The sequence below is a fragment of the Thermophagus xiamenensis genome (genome assembly GCF_900112795.1).
Taxonomy (GTDB): domain Bacteria; phylum Bacteroidota; class Bacteroidia; order Bacteroidales; family Marinilabiliaceae; genus Thermophagus; species Thermophagus xiamenensis.
This window is the reverse complement of record NZ_FONA01000007.1, coordinates 24,862-44,884: the sequence shown is the minus strand read 5'-3', so window position 1 is coordinate 44,884 and position 20,023 is coordinate 24,862. Positions and strand designations below refer to the sequence as shown.

At 38.1% G+C, this 20,023-nt stretch carries 17 protein-coding genes; 13 read left to right on the top strand and 4 right to left on the bottom strand.

All coding sequences use genetic code 11. The features are described from left to right. Positions 1-11: 11 nt before the first annotated feature. On the top strand, positions 12-1,139 hold the full coding sequence (locus tag BM130_RS05395; protein WP_010526256.1) for a YncE family protein: 1,128 nt from the start codon (positions 12-14) through the stop codon (positions 1,137-1,139). A gap of 167 nt (positions 1,140-1,306) precedes the next feature. On the opposite strand, the gene BM130_RS05390 is transcribed toward BM130_RS05395, so the two are convergent. Continuing rightward, a complete protein-coding gene (locus BM130_RS05390; protein WP_010526257.1) occupies positions 1,307-2,227 on the bottom strand; it encodes a LacI family DNA-binding transcriptional regulator in 921 nt (306 codons plus the stop codon). A 244-nt stretch (positions 2,228-2,471) separates the two neighbouring features. Between BM130_RS05390 and BM130_RS05385 the strand changes: the two genes are divergently transcribed. The 10 genes from BM130_RS05385 to BM130_RS05340 all read left to right on the top strand — a co-directional run bounded on the left by BM130_RS05385 (position 2,472) and on the right by BM130_RS05340 (position 14,116). Next, entirely contained in the window at positions 2,472-4,289 is a 1,818-nt protein-coding gene (locus BM130_RS05385) for an OmpL47-type beta-barrel domain-containing protein (protein ID WP_010526258.1), read from the top strand. A 5-nt stretch (positions 4,290-4,294) separates the two neighbouring features. Then, complete coding sequence (locus BM130_RS05380; protein ID WP_010526259.1) at positions 4,295-4,798, top strand: YfiR family protein; 504 nt, start codon at positions 4,295-4,297, stop codon at positions 4,796-4,798. A 263-nt stretch (positions 4,799-5,061) separates the two neighbouring features. Beyond that, positions 5,062-6,399 carry an NADP-specific glutamate dehydrogenase gene (gene gdhA / locus BM130_RS05375; protein ID WP_010526260.1) on the top strand — a complete coding sequence of 446 codons (1,338 nt, stop codon included), beginning with the start codon at positions 5,062-5,064 and terminating at the stop codon, positions 6,397-6,399. Positions 6,400-6,506: 107 nt separating this feature from the next. Continuing rightward, entirely contained in the window at positions 6,507-7,277 is a 771-nt protein-coding gene (locus BM130_RS05370; protein WP_010526261.1) for a TatD family hydrolase, read from the top strand. 8 nt (positions 7,278-7,285) lie between these two features. Continuing rightward, entirely contained in the window at positions 7,286-8,320 is a 1,035-nt protein-coding gene (locus BM130_RS05365; protein WP_138956823.1) for an asparaginase, read from the top strand. 304 nt (positions 8,321-8,624) lie between these two features. Beyond that, on the top strand, positions 8,625-9,455 hold the full coding sequence (locus tag BM130_RS05360; protein ID WP_010526263.1) for a MotA/TolQ/ExbB proton channel family protein: 831 nt from the start codon (positions 8,625-8,627) through the stop codon (positions 9,453-9,455). Between the two features lie 8 nt (positions 9,456-9,463). Continuing rightward, the gene (locus BM130_RS05355) at positions 9,464-9,910 is read left to right on the top strand and encodes a hypothetical protein (protein ID WP_010526264.1); all 447 of its coding nucleotides are present in this window, start codon (positions 9,464-9,466) and stop codon (positions 9,908-9,910) included. Between the two features lie 61 nt (positions 9,911-9,971). Then, complete coding sequence (locus tag BM130_RS05350) at positions 9,972-10,547, top strand: ExbD/TolR family protein (RefSeq protein WP_010526265.1); 576 nt, start codon at positions 9,972-9,974, stop codon at positions 10,545-10,547. Between the two features lies 1 nt (position 10,548). Further along, a complete protein-coding gene (locus BM130_RS05345) occupies positions 10,549-11,025 on the top strand; it encodes an ExbD/TolR family protein (RefSeq protein WP_010526266.1) in 477 nt (158 codons plus the stop codon). 145 nt (positions 11,026-11,170) lie between these two features. Then, a complete protein-coding gene (locus BM130_RS05340; protein ID WP_010526267.1) occupies positions 11,171-14,116 on the top strand; it encodes a PEP/pyruvate-binding domain-containing protein in 2,946 nt (981 codons plus the stop codon). 151 nt (positions 14,117-14,267) lie between these two features. Here BM130_RS05340 and BM130_RS15640 read toward each other — a convergent pair whose 3' ends face one another. Both BM130_RS15640 and BM130_RS15635 read right to left on the bottom strand, forming a co-directional pair. Then, entirely contained in the window at positions 14,268-14,582 is a 315-nt protein-coding gene (locus tag BM130_RS15640) for an outer membrane beta-barrel protein (protein ID WP_010526268.1), read from the bottom strand. After that, the gene (locus BM130_RS15635) at positions 14,540-14,926 is read right to left on the bottom strand and encodes an outer membrane beta-barrel protein (protein ID WP_010526269.1); all 387 of its coding nucleotides are present in this window, start codon (positions 14,924-14,926) and stop codon (positions 14,540-14,542) included. The genes BM130_RS15640 and BM130_RS15635 overlap by 43 nt, the downstream gene beginning before the upstream one ends. A gap of 546 nt (positions 14,927-15,472) precedes the next feature. Here BM130_RS15635 and BM130_RS05330 point away from each other — a divergent pair. Next, positions 15,473-17,809 (top strand): TonB-dependent receptor, encoded by a 2,337-nt coding sequence (locus BM130_RS05330; RefSeq protein WP_010526270.1) that lies wholly within the window; start codon positions 15,473-15,475, stop codon positions 17,807-17,809. A 119-nt stretch (positions 17,810-17,928) separates the two neighbouring features. Then, on the top strand, positions 17,929-18,759 hold the full coding sequence (locus BM130_RS05325; RefSeq protein WP_237706075.1) for a DUF4249 domain-containing protein: 831 nt from the start codon (positions 17,929-17,931) through the stop codon (positions 18,757-18,759). Here BM130_RS05325 and folE read toward each other — a convergent pair. After that, a complete protein-coding gene (gene folE, locus BM130_RS05320) occupies positions 18,748-19,371 on the bottom strand; it encodes a GTP cyclohydrolase I FolE (RefSeq protein WP_010526272.1) in 624 nt (207 codons plus the stop codon). The two genes, BM130_RS05325 and folE, sit on opposite strands and share 12 nt — an antisense overlap. Between the last annotated feature and the right edge of the window lie 652 nt (positions 19,372-20,023).

Sequence of the window (20,023 nt, the reverse complement as noted above, 5' to 3'; positions counted from 1 at the left end):
AGTTGATAAGAATGAAACGATTGGAATTTTTTAGCAGGAAGCGTTCACTACAGAACATATTGAAGATTTTTGGTTTATCGCTGGCGGTGATGCTGACATCGTGCGAAGATGACGATAACAACAACGGTGCAATTGATAGAGGCGACTTTACCAATGGTGTCTTTGTTTTGAATCAAGGGGCCTTTGGTGTAAGCAACGCATCAGTTTCATACATTGCAGAGGATACTGTGATGGGGGATATTTTTACCGAAAGAAATAATACCCAGGTATTGGGAGATGTTTTGCAGGATATGGTTTCTGTAGACACCCTTTCTTTTCTGGTATTAAATGGGTCAGGAAGTATCATGGTGGTTAATAATAAGAATTTTGAATATGTCTATGAAATTGAGGATGGCATAGATAATCCTAGGTATGCCGTGGTGTATGCTGGATTGGTTTATGTCTCTCAGTGGGGGAATGATGGACAGATCGTCGTAATTGATCCGCAGCAGTTGACGGTAATCAACACAATAGATGTGAGTGCCGGCCCGGAAGGAATGGCCGTTATCAATGATGAATTATGGGTAGCGAACAGTGGTGGTTATGGTGCTAACGATACTGTTTCGGTTATAGATCTATCCGATTATTCAGTAAAAGAAACGATAAAGGTTCACGACTGTCCTCAGGATGTGGTAGAAGATGTCAATGGCGATGTGTGGGTTCTCACTGCAGGATATAATGAATATGACATGGAAACCTGGGAGGTAGTCCGTTCCACACCCGGAGCCCTGCATCAGATAAATACCAATACCTATGAGGTAGAAAAAACTTTGGAGGTGGATGAAGCCATCTATGGCAAACCCACCCGAATGGCAATGGCTGCCGATGGTCAGAGTATTTATTTTGGAGGAGGATACGGATATCCTGGAATTTGGGAAGTGAACATCGATGCTACTGAGTTGCCGGTTGATAAATTTGCTGATGTAGCCGTTAATGGCATGAGTGTGGATCCTGCCACCGGGAATCTTTATGTAGGTATTGCTCCAGATTATACTTCACCCGGAAGTGTTGAGGTGTATGATGTAAATGGGAATAAATTAGAGACCTACATCGAAAATATAGGCATTGGTCCTTGTAATTTTATTTTCGTGTCTGAATAAATACCGGATAATCTATCCCCCGGGCATTTTCCGCTGTTTGTGCTAATTTGATTTGTTTTGCCATAAGACATTCAAAGACAGTTTACCCGGCCCAATTTTATCCTGGTTCAACCTGTTTAAATGCCCGGGGGATTTTATTTTGATTTGTCTTTTTTTGTATCTTAATGTTAAGTAGTTTTTTTTAACACATTGTTGACGGTTTCTTGGGCCATGGCCTCTATGTTTTCCGGAATTATCAGTAAGCCATCCTGTTCGAAAACATTAAATTCCGGCCTTTCCCCATAACAGGCAAAAAGCACCTTTCGGGTGGTTAAAAGTTGCCTGATGTTTCTTTCTAATAAAGCCTTTTGGACCATGTCGCCAGACTCAAAAATTACGCCATTGACCCCTTTGTCTACCAAACTCATGCATGCTTTGGCTATGGCTTCGGAAGTGTATTGGTTTTCCGAAATATAACAGATGTTTTCTTGAATATCGAAGCGATCGCAATAATTTTCTCTATAGGTGTTAATAATTGTTTGAGTGGATATTTTTTGAGAATCTTTTGTCACTAAACCAATTGCTTTCCTATTGTATTGGTAGAGTGCTGCTACCATTTCATTGACCATATCCCGCCAGTTGGGATGGATGCATTTAAAATCTTCCTTTTCCGTTTGAAATCCGCAACAAATGGCTTTGGTATCCGAATTTTTCACTTTTTCGAATAATGAAACCGCCTTTTCGTCTAAAAGGAGATAACCATCGGCAGCAACAATATTGTTTAATGTTCTAGTCTCTTCTCTTAAAAGGATTGGTATTGCCACATATTTATTAAGCTGTAAAATGGTGACCACATGGTTAAACCATAAGTTGTTCGGGTAGGATGAAAATTGTGATGCAACTACGCCTATAATGCCTGTTTTGCCATTTAATCGTCCCGGATTAAAATGTCCGGGCTGATAATTTAGTTCTTTAGCAATTTGTTTTACACGTTCCTGAGTGCCTGAAGCAATGTTTAATCTGTCCGCTTTCCCGTTGAGTACTAACGAAGCGGTGGTTTTTGATACCCCAGCTTTGCGGGCTACCATGTTTAATGTAACGTGAGGCATGGCTAAATATGTTTAGTTAAGACAAAGATATAATTATTCCTGATACTCTGCCGGGGATATGTCCACCTATTTAATTTGTTGTAGAAGGAAAGCCGGATTAATTACGATGTAAACATTGTCAAAATAAATTGATTAATCGAAAAAATATGTTGGTTTATCAACGGTTCAATGGCTCATGACAAAAAAGCATTGCTATGAGCGGGGGTGTGTCGTATGCCATAAAAAATCAAAAACTTGTCTAACTATGTCTATAAACTACTTTCTGCAGGAACCTTTAACCCCCTTCTTAAAACCCAAACTAATAAATATTTTTGTTACACTGTTGGCATTGTTGTTCGTGCCCCAAAAAATCATGGCTCAAGAACCTTTAAAGCATAAAAAAGTAATTTATAAAGGTGCTGACGGAAAGTTGTACATTAATAAGAGTCTTCCTCTTTATCTTAAGATATCCACTTCGCCCGATGAGGAGGCCGAAAGTTGGTTATTGGAAAGTACTTCAACCAGCCAGTATGCCAACCCAATGTATTTGGATACTGAAGGATGGAATACCATTCGATCGCCCTGGGCTGTGGATACCACTACTCATAAAGTAAAGTATCCTCATCAGGATATCATTTTTGATGTATATGCCGATGGAATTCCGCCTGTTTCCAAAATGGTATTTGGTCAAACCTCTTTGTATAGAACCGGTGAAATAATTTTTGTGGGTAATGGGAAGGAAATTACTTTTAAAGGGAAGGATGAAATGTCGGGGCTTGCTGACTTTTTCTATTCTATAAACGGGTCGGATTATAAAAGTTTAAAAGAAAACCCTCTCAATTTTGAAGCGGAGAAAAAATATGAAGTTCTGTTTTATGCTCTGGATAATGTTGGTAATGCAGAAAAGCCTCAACAGATGACTTTTGTGGTGGATAAGACGGCCCCTGTTTCGGACCATAGCATTGAAGGGATTAATAAAGACGGTGTAGTAGCACCTGATGCCTTGATAATCTTGGAAAGTAAAGATACCGTTTCAGGTGTGAAAAATATCTTTTATGCCATTAATGATGGTGAGTTTCTGGTATATCAAAAACCTATTCCGGTATCGCTGCTTAGCGATGATCAATCAACCATTACCTTCTATGCCGAGGACCAGGTCGGAAATAAGGAGGAACCAAAGGTTATAGGAACCATCTCTTCAGGAAATAAAAAAGATACTGAAGAAGATATTGTGTTCGACTACTATATCGACCGAGAAGCCCCTGTTGTGAGTTTGCGTTTTGAGGGGGACCTTTATCAGGGCAAGCATAATTATATTTCGGGCAGAACTAGGGTTGTCCTCTCGGCTAAAGATGACAAATCAGGAGTTAAGGAAATACTTTACAGTTATAATTCTTTTCTTACCAAAGAGAAGTATACAGAAGCCTTCATGCCCAAAGGTGATAATTTGGTAAAAATAAGCTATTCGGCACAGGATTGGGTTAACAATACGGCCAAGGAAAAAGTAGAGTCGTTTTTCATTGATAGGGTACCACCAACCTCTAAGGTTACTTTTAACGGCCCTCTCTTCCGAAACAGGGATACCATATTTATATCCCGAAATACTCTTGCCAAAATTTCGACTATTGATAAGGAAAGTGGAGTCAAAAAGGTTATTTTCAAACTGAATGGGAAAGAAAGTTTATACGGCGAACCTTTTAATGATTGGAAACATGGCTTAAATCGATTGGAATGGAGTTCGGTAGACCAGGTTAACAATGCCGAAGAACCTCAGGAAATGGTTTTTGTTATGGATGATGAACCTCCGGTAATTTACTTTCATTTCAGTGTGGAACCAATAGGCGAAAAAGTGGTGAGGGGTGAAAAGTTCACTATTTATCCTTCCAATACAAAATTGTATTTGGGAGCAACAGATAATATTACCGGCGAAGAAACGCTTCAATACAGCATTAACGGTGGAATTCTCTCAAATAAGCTACCCGTTGAAGGGCTGATTCCGGCAAACTATGAGGTTGTCATTGAGGCTGTTGATGCTCTGCAAAACAAAGCTGTTAAAACTATCAAATTTGCTATAGAAAAATAAACTTTATGTTACAAAAGCAATTGCTGATTTTTCTTTTGGGGCTGGTTTCTTTCGGTACAGCCGCTCAGGAAGAAAATTATATATCGCTCTACTTGTTCAATTTTACTCGTTACATTGAATGGCCTGAAGAAAGACGGTCAGGGAATTTTGTGATTGAAGTGTTGGGACATACATCGGTATACGAAAAACTAAAAGAAATTACCGCCGGCAAAAAGGTAGGGAATCAGCCGATTATAGTACGCAATTATATGTCTGCTTCGGAAGTGCAAAGCCCACATATCATGTTTGTGGGGCACTGGCAAAGCCGACAGATGCCCGAAGTTTTGGAAAAACTGGAGGGAAAATCTGTTTTGCTGGTTACTGAAAAAGAGGGAATGATTGAGCAGGGTGCAGTAATTAACTTTGTTATTCGTGGAGGTAAAATCAGTTTTGAATATAGTAAAGCCAATGCAGAGAAAAGAAATTTATCTGTCAGTGCACGCCTGGAGCAAATGGGAACTTCTAAATAATTAAAAGATGAATTGCCTCTCGCCTGCTAAAAAACAAAGAATTGTATTGTGTCAATCCCTGTAATTGCCTTACGATTTATCGTTGCTTTTTTGTTTGTTATAAGGTGATTTTTGTCATGCATAAAAATGTTTGGTTTTAAATATCAGAAAATCAGAATTAAAAGTAGTTGGTGTTTGCAGAAATAAAAACTTTCAATTTGTTACTTCGTATAAAAAATATCTCTATTTTTGAAGACAGATTCTGATATTTAAAATCCGAACATATGGAGAACAAATTGCAATCTTTTATGGACAGCGTCAGGAGGAAAAATCCTGGCGAAGATGAATTCCTTCAAGCCGTACAGGAAGTTGTTGAAACCGTCTGGGACTTCTATATGGAAAATCCCCGCTATCAGAAAGCCAAAATATTGGAACGAATGACTGAGCCCGAACGGGTGGTAATGTTTCGTGTTCCGTGGGTAGATGATAAAGGTGAGGTTCAGGTGAATCGTGGCTATCGAGTTGAGTTCAATTCAGCTTTGGGACCATATAAAGGAGGCCTTCGCTTTCACCCAAGCGTTACTCTTAGTGGGCTTAAGTTTTTAGGGTTTGAACAAACCTTTAAGAATAGTTTGACTTCTTTACCCATGGGGGGCGGAAAGGGTGGAAGTGATTTTAGTCCCAAAGGAAAATCTGATAACGAAATTATGCGCTTCTGCCAGGCTTTTATGTCTGAGTTGTTCCGTCATATCGGGCCCAACACCGATGTTCCAGCCGGAGATATTGGCGTAGGTGGCCGCGAAATAGGCTATCTGTTTGGGATGTATAAAAAATTAAAAAACGAATTTACCGGTGTGCTTACAGGTAAAGGCCGGGAATTTGGCGGAAGCCTCATTCGTCCTGAAGCTACAGGGTTTGGTGCCGTTTACTTTGTGCAGGAAATGCTAAAACAAGTGAATGAAACACTGGAAGGTAAGACCGTTGCCATTTCCGGCTTTGGCAATGTTGCGTGGGGAGCTACCCTCAAAGCTACTGAGTTGGGGGCTAAAGTGGTAACCATTTCTGGTCCAGATGGATACGTCTATGATCCTGATGGTATCTCTGGAAGTAAAATTGATTATATGTTGGAATTGAGGGCATCTAATCAGGATATTGTTGAGCCTTATGCCCAGAAGTATGGTGTTGAGTTTTTCAAAGGCAAAAAACCTTGGGAGCAAAAAGTGGATATAGCCATTCCCTGTGCTATACAAAACGAACTTAACGAAGATGATGCCAAAATGTTGGTTGAAAACGGTTGTCGGTTGATTGCGGAGGCTTCTAATATGGGATGTACCGCCGAGGCCGTTTCCTATGCAGTAAAAAATACCTTGTTTGCCCCGGGTAAGGCCGTTAATGCCGGTGGTGTTGCTGTGTCAGGACTTGAAATGAGTCAAAACAGTATGCGGCTTGGTTGGAGCAGGGAAGAAGTGGACACCCGATTGCATCAAATCATGAAAAATATTCATGCTACTTGTGTGAAATATGGAAAAGAGAATAATGGTAAAATTAATTACGTAAAAGGCGCCAATATAGGAGGTTTTGTTAAGGTTGCCGAAGCAATGCTTGCGCAAGGAGTGGTATGATTTGGCAAAATTGAAAGGCTGGTCTCTTTTTAGAGTGGAGGAAGAAGTTTACCTTTGTTCATTCAGTTTATTGGGGATTTTTTAAAAGAGTAATTGTTCTTTTATAAATGATTGATTCACATTCACATATTTTTTTACCTGAATTTGACCAAGACAGAGACGAGGTTGTATTAAGGGCTAAAGAGGCTGGCGTGACAAAAATTTTAATGCCAAATATCGACGAGCAAACTATCTCGTCAATATTGAATACCGAAGCAACCTATCCTGGCTATTGCCTTGCCATGATGGGCCTTCATCCCACTTCCGTCAAAGAAAATTTTCTAGAGCAATTGGGAATCATTGAACAATGGTTGGAGAAAAAAGACTTCGTGGCCATCGGTGAAATAGGTATCGATTTGTATTGGGATAAGTCCCGTGAAAAAGAGCAACGACAAGTCTTCAGAACCCAATTGCAATGGGCTCGGGAAACAGAAAAACCGGTTGTAATTCACGTTCGGGAGGCTTTTGATGCGGTGTTTGAAGAAATGGAAAAAGTTTATGACCATCGTTTAAAAGGTGTATTTCATAGTTTTTCGGGTGATGAGAGTCAGGCTGCCCGGGCCCTTGAGTATGAAAATTTTATGTTGGGGATAAATGGTATAGTGACGTTTAAAAATTCCGGACTCGGTAATGTGGTGCAAAAATTAGGGCCCGACCGTCTGATAATTGAAACAGATGCCCCTTATCTAACCCCTGTTCCGTTTCGCGGAAAACGAAATCAACCTGCTTTTCTGACGTATACTTTAAAAAAGCTGGCGGAAATTTTTGCTTTGACCACGGAAGAGTTGGATAGAATTACTACCCGTAATACAGCTCAGTTATTTGGGCTGCAATTATAATGCTGGCTATGAATAAACAAGTATTGATTATTTATACAGGAGGAACCATTGGTATGGCTATCGATGCCGAAACAAATGCTTTGGTTCCTTTTGATTTTGAAAATATATCTCGAAAAGTTCCGGAGTTAAAAAAATTCGACTTCGGTGTTCGCAGTATTTCATTTAATCCTATCGTCGATTCCTCGGAAATGTCGCCTGAGATTTGGAGAAAACTGGTGAAAATTATTGAAGAAAATTATTCTTTGTATGATGGATTTGTGGTATTGCATGGTACTGATACCATGGCTTATACTGCCAGTGCATTGAGCTTTTTGCTGCACAATTTGCAAAAGCCGGTAATTCTTACCGGAAGTCAGCTGCCTTTGGGAGCCATTCGTACCGATGGTAAAGAAAATTTGCTCACCGCACTGGAAATTGCTGCCGCTCATAAAAACGGACAATCATTGGTGCCTGAAGTATGCATTTATTTTCAAGATAAATTATTTCGTGGAAACAGAACAACCAAATACAATGCTGAGCATTTTCGTGCTTTTCGGTCCGATAATTATCCCCCGTTAGCTGAAGTAGGACTACACATAAAATATAACTATCCTTATATCCGTTACACAACGCTTAAGGGTACTTTTTCCGTTTCAACACGAATGGATAATAATGTTTCGTTATTAAAGATTTTTCCCGGAATTACAGAAAATGTGGTTCGTTCAGTTCTTGAGACCCCAGGTTTGAGAGGCGTGGTGCTCGAAACTTACGGTTCGGGCAATGCTCCTACAGCCGAATGGTTTATTAGGGCATTGAGAGATGCCATTGATAGAGGCATTATTATTATCAATGTTACACAATGTCTGGCCGGCAATGTGGAAATGTGGCGGTACGAAACTGGCCGACATCTTTTGAATATGGGAGTAATTAGTGGTCATGATATAACGACAGAAGCTGCATTGACCAAGTTAATGTACCTATTGGGAAATCGTTCTTCAACCGAAGAGTTAATCGCCGATTTGAACAGATCTCTTAAAGGGGAAATTAAACCGGTAAATCCATAACAAAAATATCCAAGGTGTTTCCCATTTAGGTTAGTTCTTTTTTTAGTACTCTTACTTATGTGTAGTTTTTTGTATTTTAGGTACCTTAGCCATTTAAAAAATGGTTTAATGATTAAAGTAATTTAAATGCATAACATGGTATTTGACTTTTTTTTTGTAATTTGCAAGCCATAAAAATGGAAGCTTTATAAAAATTTTGCGTTTTTATGAATTGATTTTAAATTTGTTGACCTGAATTTAATAGTGTGAATTAACTATATTTGAGTATTAACAAACCAATACAAATCAAAATTTATTACAGATTATGAAAAAGCTATTTGCGTTTTTGGCAGTTTTTGGGATGCTTAGCATAAGTGCATCATCCATTTATGCTCAGGGAGAAGAGCAGTCGATGGCCGAAGATACTACAAGTCAACAGGTTGCTGAGGCAGGCGCAGCAGCAGAAGAGATGGTTGATGAAGGGGCAGCCGTTGCTCAAGATGAGAGTGAAGAACTTCAGGGACTTCACAAACAAATTAAAGCCAAATTTATTGAAGGGGGTGCAATGTTTATGAGTTTTGTACTCTTAGCACTTATTTTCGGATTGGCTATTACCATTGAAAGAATCATTTATCTCAATCTTGCATCTACTAACACCAAGAAACTTCTGCAGAAAGTTGAAGAAGCATTAAATGAAGGTGGAGTTGAAGCTGCCAAGGAAGTATGCCGCAATACCCGTGGGCCAGTGGCTTCTATATTCTATCAAGGACTCGATAGGTTTGACGAAGGCCTTGAGGTAGTCGAAAAATCTGTTGTTTCTTATGGCTCTGTTCAGATGGGTTTGCTGGAAAAAGGACTTACCTGGATTTCCTTGTTCATCGCTATTGCTCCTATGCTTGGTTTCATGGGTACAGTAATTGGTATGATTGATGCATTTGATAGTATCCAGGCTATGGGTGACGTTTCAGCTACTGCTGTTGCCGGTGGTATTAAAGTGGCTCTTATTACTACTGTATCAGGTTTGATTGTTGCCATTATTCTGCAGGTGTTCTACAACTATCTGGTGTCTAAAATTGATAGTATTGTTAATTCAATGGAAGATGCTTCTATTTCTTTGATGGACATCCTTGTTAAGTATAACATGAAAAATAAATAATTGTCCTTATGACTAAGCTTTCAAAATATTTAAATTTTGTATTATACATCCTCCTTGCTATAACAGTTGTTTTTGCAGGTCTTTTTTACTTCGGAGGTGAAGTGGAAGATGCTGCTTTACCAACACCTGTTTATACAGAATCTATTCTGAATTGGGGGAAAATATTATTGATTGGTGCTGCTGCCGTTACCATAATTTTTGAAATTTTAAACTTAATAATCCATCCTCAATCGGCCGTTAAATCTTTAATATCCATCGCGATATTAGGAATTATTGTTTTGGTCGCTTATAGTATGGGTGACGGCACGCCTTTACCATTGGTTGGATATAAAGGCCCAGATAATGTGCCAAGTATGCTGATCTTAGGAGATACCTTTTTGTATAGTGTGTATTTCCTTTTAGGAGGCGTATTTTTGGCGATCCTTTATACTGAGGTGTCCCGTATTTTTAAATAATATCATTTTATTATAAGAGGGGAGGTAATCTTTCCCTCTTGATTTAAATTAATAAAATTCTATGGGAAAAAGAGATATTCAGGAAGTGAATGCAGGATCGATGGCAGATATTGCCTTTCTGTTGCTCATTTTCTTCCTCGTGACAACAACCATGGACACAGATTCAGGCTTGTCCAGGATGCTTCCGCCACCGGTACCGGATACGGAAGAAACACCTCCGCCCATAAAAGAACGGAATGTGTTTGAGGTGCTTATTAATGCCCAGAACAAGCTTTTGGTGGAGAAAAAGCCCATGGATTTGAGTCAGCTCAGAGAAGCAGCTAAGGAATTTATTGAAAATCCTATGGATGATCCTTCTTTACCGGAAAAAGAAGAGATCGAAGTTCCTTATTTTGGCGTTGTGCCTGTCTCGAAAGGTGTTATTTCCCTTCAAAATGACAGGGGAACACAATATCAGATGTACTTGTCGGTACAAAATGAATTGGCTGCCGCTTATAATGAACTTCGGGATGAGTTGGCCATGCGGAAATTTGGGAAAAAGTTTAGTGAATTGGAAGATGATAAACAGGAAGCTATCCGGGATATTTATCCTCAACGGATTTCCGAGGCTGAACCTAAAAATATAGGAGGCAAATAATATGGCTAAATTCAGAAAGAAAAGAGGAGGTGGCCAACAGGCTATCAATACAGCCTCGCTTCCCGACATCGTTTTTATGCTTTTGTTTTTCTTCATGGTTAGTACTACCATGAAAGAAGTAGCGTTGAAAATTCAATTGAAACAGCCAGAGGCCACTGAATTAACCAAGCTCGAGAAAAAAACATTGGTGACTTATATTTATGTCGGTGTCCCGCAAAGACAATATCAATCTACTTTCGGGACCGAGCCACGGTTGCAGTTAAACGATCAATTTGCTACGGTCGATGATATTCGCAGTTATATTGTTCAGGAACGTGAATCGATGCGTGAAAGTGACCGGGCAAAAATGACCGTTTCTATTAAAGCCGATTTCGACACACCAATGGGGATTATTACCGATGTTAAGCAGGCTTTGAGGGAAGCGCAAGCGCTTAAAATTAGCTATTCCGCAAGGAAAGTTAATCAGGTTCCTATGTAAATGAACTTTCTTTAAGTTTTAAAATACATAAAGAAGGCTGTCTCTTGATTTTTTGAGGCAGCCTTTTTTGATTTCGAAAATGATTGTTTTTATTTTGAATGGTCTTATTTTTCTAATTAAGTTCAGTGTCCTTACTTGATTTTTTATGGATTGGCATTTTACATACCCCAATTTTTCTGAGACTGCATTTGAGCAATTAATGCAAAAGCGTATTCATAAGGTTTTATTGATCTGTAGTTCCTATGATGCTTTTATGCTTGAGGAGGATGGCCGGATTGATGAACAAATTTTTAATGAATATGTAGCATTAAGTTTAAGGTATCCGCCCCATTTTATACAAGTTTCTTCCGCCGGTGAGGCTTTTAAGGTATTGGAGAAGGAACAGGTTGATTTGATTATTACTATGCTTAGCGTGGGGGAAATGGACCCATTTTCGCTATCAAGACGAATAAAAGATTCATATCCTAAAATTCCTATTGTTGTTTTAACCCCTTTTTCCCGCGAAGTATCAATCCAATTAGAGCGTGAAGATACCAGTGCCATAGATTATGTTTTTTGTTGGCTCGGTAATGCAAATCTTCTTTTAGCTATTATTAAATTGATCGAAGATAGAATGAATGCTCCATATGATATTACTGAGGTAGGGGTTCAGGCTATTCTTTTGATTGAGGATTCTGTAAGGTTTTATTCCAGTTATTTGCCACTCATATATAAAATTGTTTTTAGGCAATCTCAAAAATTCATGCAAGAAGGACTTAATGAGCATCAAAAGATGATGCGCATGCGTGGTCGACCCAAAATCCTTCTGGCTAGAACTTATGAAGAGGCTGAAAGCTATTACAATAAATATAAAAGTAATTTATTGGGTATTATTTCAGACGTTTCTTTTAAACATGAAGGAACAAAAGAGCAAGGTGCCGGTATTCAGTTGGCTAAAAGGGTTAAAAACGATAATCCTTATTTACCCATTCTGCTTCAATCATCGGATATTAGAATAGCAGAAGAAGCTAAACTTCTAAAAGTGGGATTTATTCATAAGCAGTCGAAATTTCTTTTACAAGAGCTTAAAGACTTTTTAAATACCTATTTGGCTTTTGGTGATTTTATTTTTATTGATCCTTCAACAGGTCAGGAAATTGGTAGAGCCAGTAACCTAAAAGAATTGCAGGCTCGCTTGATGGAAATCCCTGATAATTCACTTTTATATCATTTTAAGCGAGATCATGTTTCCAAATGGTTGACTGCCAGAGCCCTGTTCCCTATTGCTAATGTGGTGAAACAGATGAATGTGGAAGATGATACTGATATGGCAGTTCACAAGGAAAAACTGGTACGATTGATTGCAGCATTTAGAAAAAGTAAAGGACGGGGCATTATTGCCTCTTTCGATCGTGAACGCTATGATGAATATGTAACCTTTTCCCGAATTGGACAGGGATCTATAGGTGGTAAAGCAAGAGGTCTGGCCTTTCTAAACTCACTTATTAAAAGGCATTCTCAACTCAACCAATATCCTGGTGTGAGTATTATGATTCCCCGTACTATTGTTTTGGGCATCGATGTTTTTGAAAATTTCATGGAGGAAAATAACCTTTATTCTATAGGGCTATCTGATGCTTCAGATGAAGAGATTTTTAATCATTTTGTTAAAGGAAAACTCCCGGACCATCTTTCCTATGATCTTCTAAAATTTGTTAAGGTAGTTAAACGCCCTATTGCCATTCGTTCCTCTAGTGTTCTTGAAGATAGTCATTATCAGCCTTTCGCCGGAATTTATTCAACTTATATGATTGCCCCATCCAAAGAAGAGGTGATGGTGCGTCAGATTATGGATGCCATTAAGGGTGTTTATGCTTCTGTATATTATAAGTCGAGCAGGGCTTATATGGAGGGTACCACAAATTTAATAGATGAAGAACGTATGGGTATCGTTCTTCAGGAAGTTGTTGGGCAGGCCCATGGCAATCGTTTTTATCCAACCTTCTCGGGTGTAGCTCGATCGGTCAATTTTTACCCTATTCCTCCAGAAAAGCCTGAAGATGGTGTTGTTAATGTTGCTTTGGGCTTAGGAAGACACATTGTAGAGGGTGGAATATCGTTACGTTTTTCGCCTAAATTTCCGCAAAAAGTTCTGCAGTTATCCACACCGGAAATGGCTGTTAGAGAAACGCAAAAGACTTTTTTTGCGCTCGATTTGGATGCAAAAAAATTTGAACCTTCTGTAAATGACGGAATAAATATTCTCAAGCTAAATGTTGGCGATGCGGAAGAGGATGGCTCGTTGAAATGGATAGCTTCAGTTTTTGATATGCAGAACCATATGATTAGAGATGGATTAATGGCTGAAGGTGTTCGGCTCATTACTTTTGCTAATATCCTTAAGTACGATGCTTTCCCGTTGGCTGATATTTGCAGAAAAATTTTGGAAATAGGACAGGATGAAATGAAACAGCCTGTTGAAATAGAATTTGCCGTCGATCTTCAGACTCCGGATGGAAAACCCATTTTTTATTTGTTACAAATTAGGCCGGTAGTTAGCACCAAAAACCCTATCGGCCCCGATCTGTCAAATTTTGATCCTAAGGATTGCTTTCTTTATTCTCAGTCGGCGCTGGGAAATGGCGAAATTCATGATATAACTGATGTTGTTTATGTTAAAACTGATACCTTTAAACCTTCTCTTAATAGAGAAATAGCCAACCATATTGAAAAAATTAATGATAAGTTACAAAATAAAGGCAGATCTTATTTGTTGATAGGCCCTGGTAGATGGGGATCTCAAGACCCGTGGCTCGGAGTGCCGGTTAGATGGGGACAAATTGCCGGAGCAAGAACTATTGTGGAAATGGGATTGGAAGATTATCATGTGGAACCCAGTCAGGGAACTCATTTCTTTCAGAATTTAACCTCTCTAAAAGTGGGTTATCTTACTGTAAATCCTTCCATTGGAGAAGGTTATATTAATCTTGAACTTTTGGATAGTCATCCCGCAGAAGAAGATACCGGTTTGGTTAGGCATGTAAGGTTCCCAAAGCCATTTTCTACTCTGATAGATGGAAAAAATAATATTGGTGTAATAGTCTTTGATTAAGTTATTTGGCAGATTAGTCTGGTTGTATTATAAATGTTGGTGTGTTTAATTACCACGAAAAAGTGTCTTTTATAAAATATGACCGGCCGGATTAAATAAGGGCCGGTCCGTTTTTAAATAATTTGTTTAAGTTCTAAATATCAATATTTGCCTATAAGTTTAAAATTTTATAGGCTATTGAAAAAGTAAGGTTATTGTTTACCCTTTCAAGTTTTGTGGAAGAATCATTTATACCCCAAGAGTATCTTACGTCCAGATTAAATTTTCCAATTTCAATACCCCCGCCGGCCTGAAAACTCCACTGGGCTGTTTTCATGTTATCGGAAAATTCTTCAATATCTGTAATGCTTGAGTTCCAGTTGTTTTTCTCTTTGGACGTAAATGATGCTACGGGACCGCCAAGACCGTAAATATTAAAGATTTTTAAATCAATAATTTTAAGTGAGCTAACAATGGAATATCCCATGTGTGATAAGTTGAATTGATGGTGGCATTTCCCAAAGTAGTGGTTGTGGTTGTTTTCCCACCTTTTTTCACGTATAGCACTTCAGGTTGAAATGATAAATTGTTAATAAGTCTGATGCGGGCGAAAGCACCGAGCATAAGTCCAGCTTTGGCTTCCTCTTTGGCATCCTGAAAAGTATAATTTTCTGAACCTTTTATTATGTCTTCTGCATTGTCGGTCCGGAATTTGGAGGAATTGTAGCCTGCTTTTATTCCCAAGGCAAAACGATCTTGAGCTAAGGTATGGCTCGAAATCATTACGCTTGTTATTAGAATTACCGAGATGTAAAATAGTTTCTTTTTCATAGTTTTTATTTTTAGGTTGGATTGATAGAATTATTTTCGGGGTATCTAAAGAATTTATTTTTTACACTGACAGCAAGATGCTATCTTATATATTGTTCCTGGCTTAATATTTAATACAGTGCTTAGGCTTAAGCACACCTTTATGTGATAAACTTATTTTTAGGCTTATTTCATGTGGTTTTTTTTATCATTACTTCAGGAGGCTATCTTTAAAAACAAGTAGCTATAGATGAAAAACGTTAGGATATTTTAACAAAAATTATGCCATTGCTTTTGTTAGGATATTAAATTAATGAATGTTATTCTTTCCATATTTTGTACATTTACCCCTATTGTATCTTAATTTTAAGGGGTATAAAGAAAAGTAATTCGTAAATTGTGAATTCATTAGTTTGATTTTCTTGCCTGTTGGTGTTAAGATTGTTGAATTTATTGGCCTAATGGAACTTGTATGGTATGACAAATTTAAGTTTCTTTTGTAGCCCAATCCGAAATGGTTGAGTAATTCTCCCTGAAATAGATTATTTACAATTGAATGAACGGAATATGCGATATTATATTTTTTTAATTGCATGGTTCTACATGTATTTCCCAATAGCTGATGTTTTTGGAAATAGGTCATTTCAAAAAAAGGTGACCGTAAGTGGGTATGTAAAAGATAGAGAGACTGGTGAAATGTTGGTTGGTGCTACAATTGTTATTAAAGGGACGGGAAAAGGAACTGTTACTAATGTTTATGGTTATTTTTCTATAGAAATAGAGGGGGAAAACCAAATTTTGCAATTTGGCTTTCTGGGATACAAAAATCTTGAAAAGGAAGTTGGTGAGAGTTCAGTAATTACTGTTGAATTGGAACCAATTACACAAGAGCTGGGTGAAGTGAAAATTAAAGGAGAAGGCAATGTACATTCTTCCCGTTATCCTTTAATAGGTCTCGAAAAAATGGAATCGTCTTCTATACGTACCATACCTGTTTTAATGGGGGAAACCGATCCTATGAAAGCCATTCAAATGTTACCAGGAGTTTCGGCTACCAGTGAGGGCTCAAGTAATTTCACCGTTAGAGGAGGGAATCCTGATCAGAATTTACTGCTTATGGATGAGGCTATTGTGTATAATGCCGGACATTTGTTGGGTTTTTTCTCTGTTTTTAATAACGATGCAGTGAAAAGTATTGATTTATACAAGGGTGATTTCCCTGCGTCGGAAGGGGGACGGTTATCATCCGTTTTAGATGTTCATACCAAGGAAGGAAATATGAAAAAGGTTAAAGGTTCGGCAGGAATAGGACTTATTTCCAGTAGATTGAACTTGGAGGGGCCTGTGGTTAAAGATAAATCATCTTTTTTTGTGAGTGGAAGACGTTCTTATTTGGATTTGTTTTTACCCCTTGCGCCTGATGAGGAAATTCATGATAATAAACTCTATTTCTATGATGCTAATCTGAAATTTAATTGGATTGTAAACGAGAAAAACAGAATTTTTTTGAGTAGTTATATCGGGCGAGATGTGTTCTCTGATAAATTGGCACAACTCGATTATGGAAACACTACGTTCACTTTCCGCTGGAATCATGTTTTTTCGCCTTCATTATTTGCCAATTTTACTTTGGTAAGGAGCAGATATGATTATTTTTTGGGGACTACCGAAAATGATATTGATGATTTGGAATGGGTGTCCCAGTTTAATGATTATATGTTGGGGGCTGATTTTTCCTGGTATATTAATCCATCTCAAACCTTTCGATTTGGTAACAGAACCATTTATCACCGTATTGATCCGGGAGATGTTTCCGCAATGGATGAAAATTCTTTGATCCAAAGTATTAAACTTCCTCGAAATAATTCGCTCGAACATGGTATTTATATTAGTCATACCAGTGAAGTGGTCCCATGGCTTGTTTTGAGACTCGGCTTACGCTACTCTTTGTTTCAGAATATTGGTAAAGGGAAACTTTTTAAATTTGATGACAGTTATAATGTCGTTGATACTATTTACTATTCTTCAGGAGAAATATTTAATGAATACCATGGTTTGGAACCTCGGGCCGGGGTTTCGATACTGTTCTCATCCCGATGGTCGGCTAAACTTAGTTATAGCCGTACTCGCCAATATATCCAGCTAGCCAGCAATTCCACATCATCTACTCCTTTGGATGTATGGTTCCCTTCTTCACCCAATGTTAAACCTCAAGTAGCCGATCAAGTCTCACTGGGGTTGTTTCATTCTTCAAGAAATAGGGTTTTCGAAAATAGTGTGGAATTTTTTAATAAGTGGATGGAAAATACTATCGATTTTAAAGATCATCCTGATCTAATTCTCAACGAAACTATCGAGAGTGAGGTAAGGCAGGGTAAAGCCTGGGCTAGAGGATTTGAAATTATGTCGAGATGGAATACAATCCGTTTTAACGGTTGGGTAGGTTATACCTTTTTAAAATCGGAACGCGTTGCACCCGATATCAATCAGGGAAGACCTTATCTTTCACATTATGACCATACTCATGATTTGTCTGCTTTTATGAATTACCGTATTTCTTCGCGTGTTTCAGTTTCAGGTAATTGGGTATATTATACCGGTGCACCGGTAACAATGCCTGTCGGAAGATATGAAGTTAGCGGCGAATCGGTCCCTTTATATTCTGAAAGAAATGGTGAACGAATGCCTGATTATCATCGACTCGATTTATCTTTAACTCTCCGTAGCAAAAAGGGAGGCAAAAAAGGCGGAGAATGGATTTTTTCTATTTATAACGTTTATGGGCGAAAAAATGCCTGGGCAATTAATTTTGTGAGTGACGAAGAGAATCCTTATAAAATTAGGGCAGAGAAAACCTATCTTTTCTCTGTAGTTCCTTCTGTTTCTTATAAATTTGAATTTTAATTATTGTTATGGACGGAAGCAAAAATGCATATATTGTTAGACATCGACTCGATTTTAAAAATAAATTTACAGATTGTAGTATCGGGGTGATGTTATTTTTAAAAAACTTGTCTTTTTGTTTGTTGCTATTTTTTAGTTCCTGTACCGAATATATTGATATTGAACTGGAAACCACTTCGAAACGACTAGTTGTAGAAGGCATGGTTATGAGCGACCAGGAATATCATTATGTAAGGCTTACCCAGTCGATTCCTTTTTTGTCAGACACCATTTCTCCTCCGGTTTCGGGTGCAACAGTTATGCTTTCCGATGGCGATCGAAACGAGTATCTCTCCGAATCAGATGAGTATCCCGGCTATTACATTTCTTTGGGAGGTATTGTTGGACAACCGGGAAAAACTTATAGCCTTTTTATTTCAGAGGTTGACATTAATGGAGATGGCGAGGATGAAGTATATTCAGCTTCCTGTTATATGCCTTCGGTAACTCAGCCCGATTCAATTAGAATTGTATATGATGACTCATGGGAGGTATGGAAAGTATTGCTTTATGCTAAAGATAATCCTGATACTGATGATTATTATTTATTTCGGATTTTTAAAAACCGTACTTTAATTTCGGATCGGTTAGGAGAATATAGTGTAGTAAGCGACCAGTTTTTTGATGGAGGAGTAGCCAATGGTGTTTGGGTTCAATCGATCGCTGATAGTGAAGATCACGAAGTGTTTTCTGTGGGTGATGTTATAACTCTTCAAATGTGTGGAATAACTAAAGAGTATTTTGAATTCATTGAGGCCGTTCAGGAGGAGAATCGATTCAGATATCCTTTGTTTAGTGGCCCTCCTGCTAATGCTGAAGGGAATATAACAAATGGTGGGTTGGGTTTTTTTGCAGCTTTTTCTGCCAAATACGCTACTTTTGAATTTGATGAAACAAATCTAGTGAAGTGAAGAGCCTATTATATTGAAGAACTCTTCGCGCGTGGCCATATTCTTCAGAAAAGCACCTGTAAAATCAGATGTAGTGGTTACTGAATGTTGTTTTTGTACGCCCCTCATTTGCATGCACATATGCTGGGCTTCAATGACTACAGCCACGCCTAGCGGATTAAGCGTTTTGTGAATACATTCTTTAATTTGGGTCGTTAATCGTTCTTGTACTTGCAACCGACGAGCGTAGGCTTCTACTACTCGGGCAATTTTGCTCAGGCCTGTGATGTGATGTCTGGGTATATATGCAACATGAGCTTTGCCAAAAAAGGGTAGCATATGGTGCTCGCACATGCTGTATAGTTCTATATCCTTTACAACTACCATTTGTTGGTAGTCTTCTTTAAACATGGCTGAGCGGATAATTTTCTCTGGATCCATATTATAACCCTGAGTAAGAAACTGAAGTGCTTTGGCTACCCGTAATGGAGTTTTTTCCAAACCCTCGCGTGTTATATCTTCACCTATAAGTTTGAGAATTTCCGAATAATGATAACTGAGCTGGGACGTTATTTTATCATCGAACGATTCAATTTTAGCGTATCCGTTTTCACCATTAAGTGTTTGTTTCATCCTTATAAAATTTACTTATTTCATTGAACTATTGGTGCTTAAAATTAGTCATTAGTGATTAGTCGTTAGTCATTAGTTATTCAACACTAACCACTTGTTGACTAATGACTAATCACTTCTTCTGCCTTCTGCCTGTGCACTTCTGCCTTAGTTTTTATACATGTACTTTTGTGGCAAAAAGTCGCCATGCTCGTTTCATTCGTATAAAATTTACTTATTTTATTGAATTATTAGTTTTTAAAGTTAGTCATTGGTTATTGAATACTAACCACTTGTTGACTAATGACTAACCACTTCTTCTGCCTTCTGCCTGTGCACTTCTGCCTATTTATACATGTTCTTGTCGTGACAAACCTTTTTGGTCATGCCCATTTCATTATAAGCAAATGGAACCTCAGCAAATTGTGTGATTAATGAACAAAAGTACAAAAGAGATGCGAGAAAAAAGAGGGTCATACCACATTATTTTGGTTTATTCCAAATAAGGATTTTTTGAACCTTGTCGTTTATTTGTATAATTTTAATCTAATTTATTGGGAGAGTGGCATTTAAAATAATTTATTTTTGTGATTGGTCAATATCTCAAGTGAAACCAACACTAATGACTGTTTACTAATGACTATTGACTTCTTCTGCCTTCTGCCTGGGCACT

Excerpts from the sequence above, each read along its gene's own strand:
- BM130_RS05395 (WP_010526256.1), top strand. The coding sequence starts at position 12 with ATGAAACGATTGGAATTTTTTAGCAGGAAGCGTTCACTACAGAACATA.
- BM130_RS05390 (WP_010526257.1), bottom strand. The coding sequence starts at position 2,227 with ATGCCTCACGTTACATTAAACATGGTAGCCCGCAAAGCTGGGGTATCA.
- BM130_RS05385 (WP_010526258.1), top strand. The coding sequence starts at position 2,472 with ATGTCTATAAACTACTTTCTGCAGGAACCTTTAACCCCCTTCTTAAAA.
- BM130_RS05380 (WP_010526259.1), top strand. The coding sequence starts at position 4,295 with ATGTTACAAAAGCAATTGCTGATTTTTCTTTTGGGGCTGGTTTCTTTC.
- gdhA (WP_010526260.1), top strand. The coding sequence starts at position 5,062 with ATGGAGAACAAATTGCAATCTTTTATGGACAGCGTCAGGAGGAAAAAT.
- BM130_RS05370 (WP_010526261.1), top strand. The coding sequence starts at position 6,507 with ATGATTGATTCACATTCACATATTTTTTTACCTGAATTTGACCAAGAC.
- BM130_RS05365 (WP_138956823.1), top strand. The coding sequence starts at position 7,286 with ATGAATAAACAAGTATTGATTATTTATACAGGAGGAACCATTGGTATG.
- BM130_RS05360 (WP_010526263.1), top strand. The coding sequence starts at position 8,625 with ATGAAAAAGCTATTTGCGTTTTTGGCAGTTTTTGGGATGCTTAGCATA.
- BM130_RS05355 (WP_010526264.1), top strand. The coding sequence starts at position 9,464 with ATGACTAAGCTTTCAAAATATTTAAATTTTGTATTATACATCCTCCTT.
- BM130_RS05350 (WP_010526265.1), top strand. The coding sequence starts at position 9,972 with ATGGGAAAAAGAGATATTCAGGAAGTGAATGCAGGATCGATGGCAGAT.
- BM130_RS05345 (WP_010526266.1), top strand. The coding sequence starts at position 10,549 with ATGGCTAAATTCAGAAAGAAAAGAGGAGGTGGCCAACAGGCTATCAAT.
- BM130_RS05340 (WP_010526267.1), top strand. The coding sequence starts at position 11,171 with ATGGATTGGCATTTTACATACCCCAATTTTTCTGAGACTGCATTTGAG.
- BM130_RS15640 (WP_010526268.1), bottom strand. The coding sequence starts at position 14,582 with ATGGGATATTCCATTGTTAGCTCACTTAAAATTATTGATTTAAAAATC.
- BM130_RS15635 (WP_010526269.1), bottom strand. The coding sequence starts at position 14,926 with ATGAAAAAGAAACTATTTTACATCTCGGTAATTCTAATAACAAGCGTA.
- BM130_RS05330 (WP_010526270.1), top strand. The coding sequence starts at position 15,473 with ATGCGATATTATATTTTTTTAATTGCATGGTTCTACATGTATTTCCCA.
- folE (WP_010526272.1), bottom strand. The coding sequence starts at position 19,371 with ATGAAACAAACACTTAATGGTGAAAACGGATACGCTAAAATTGAATCG.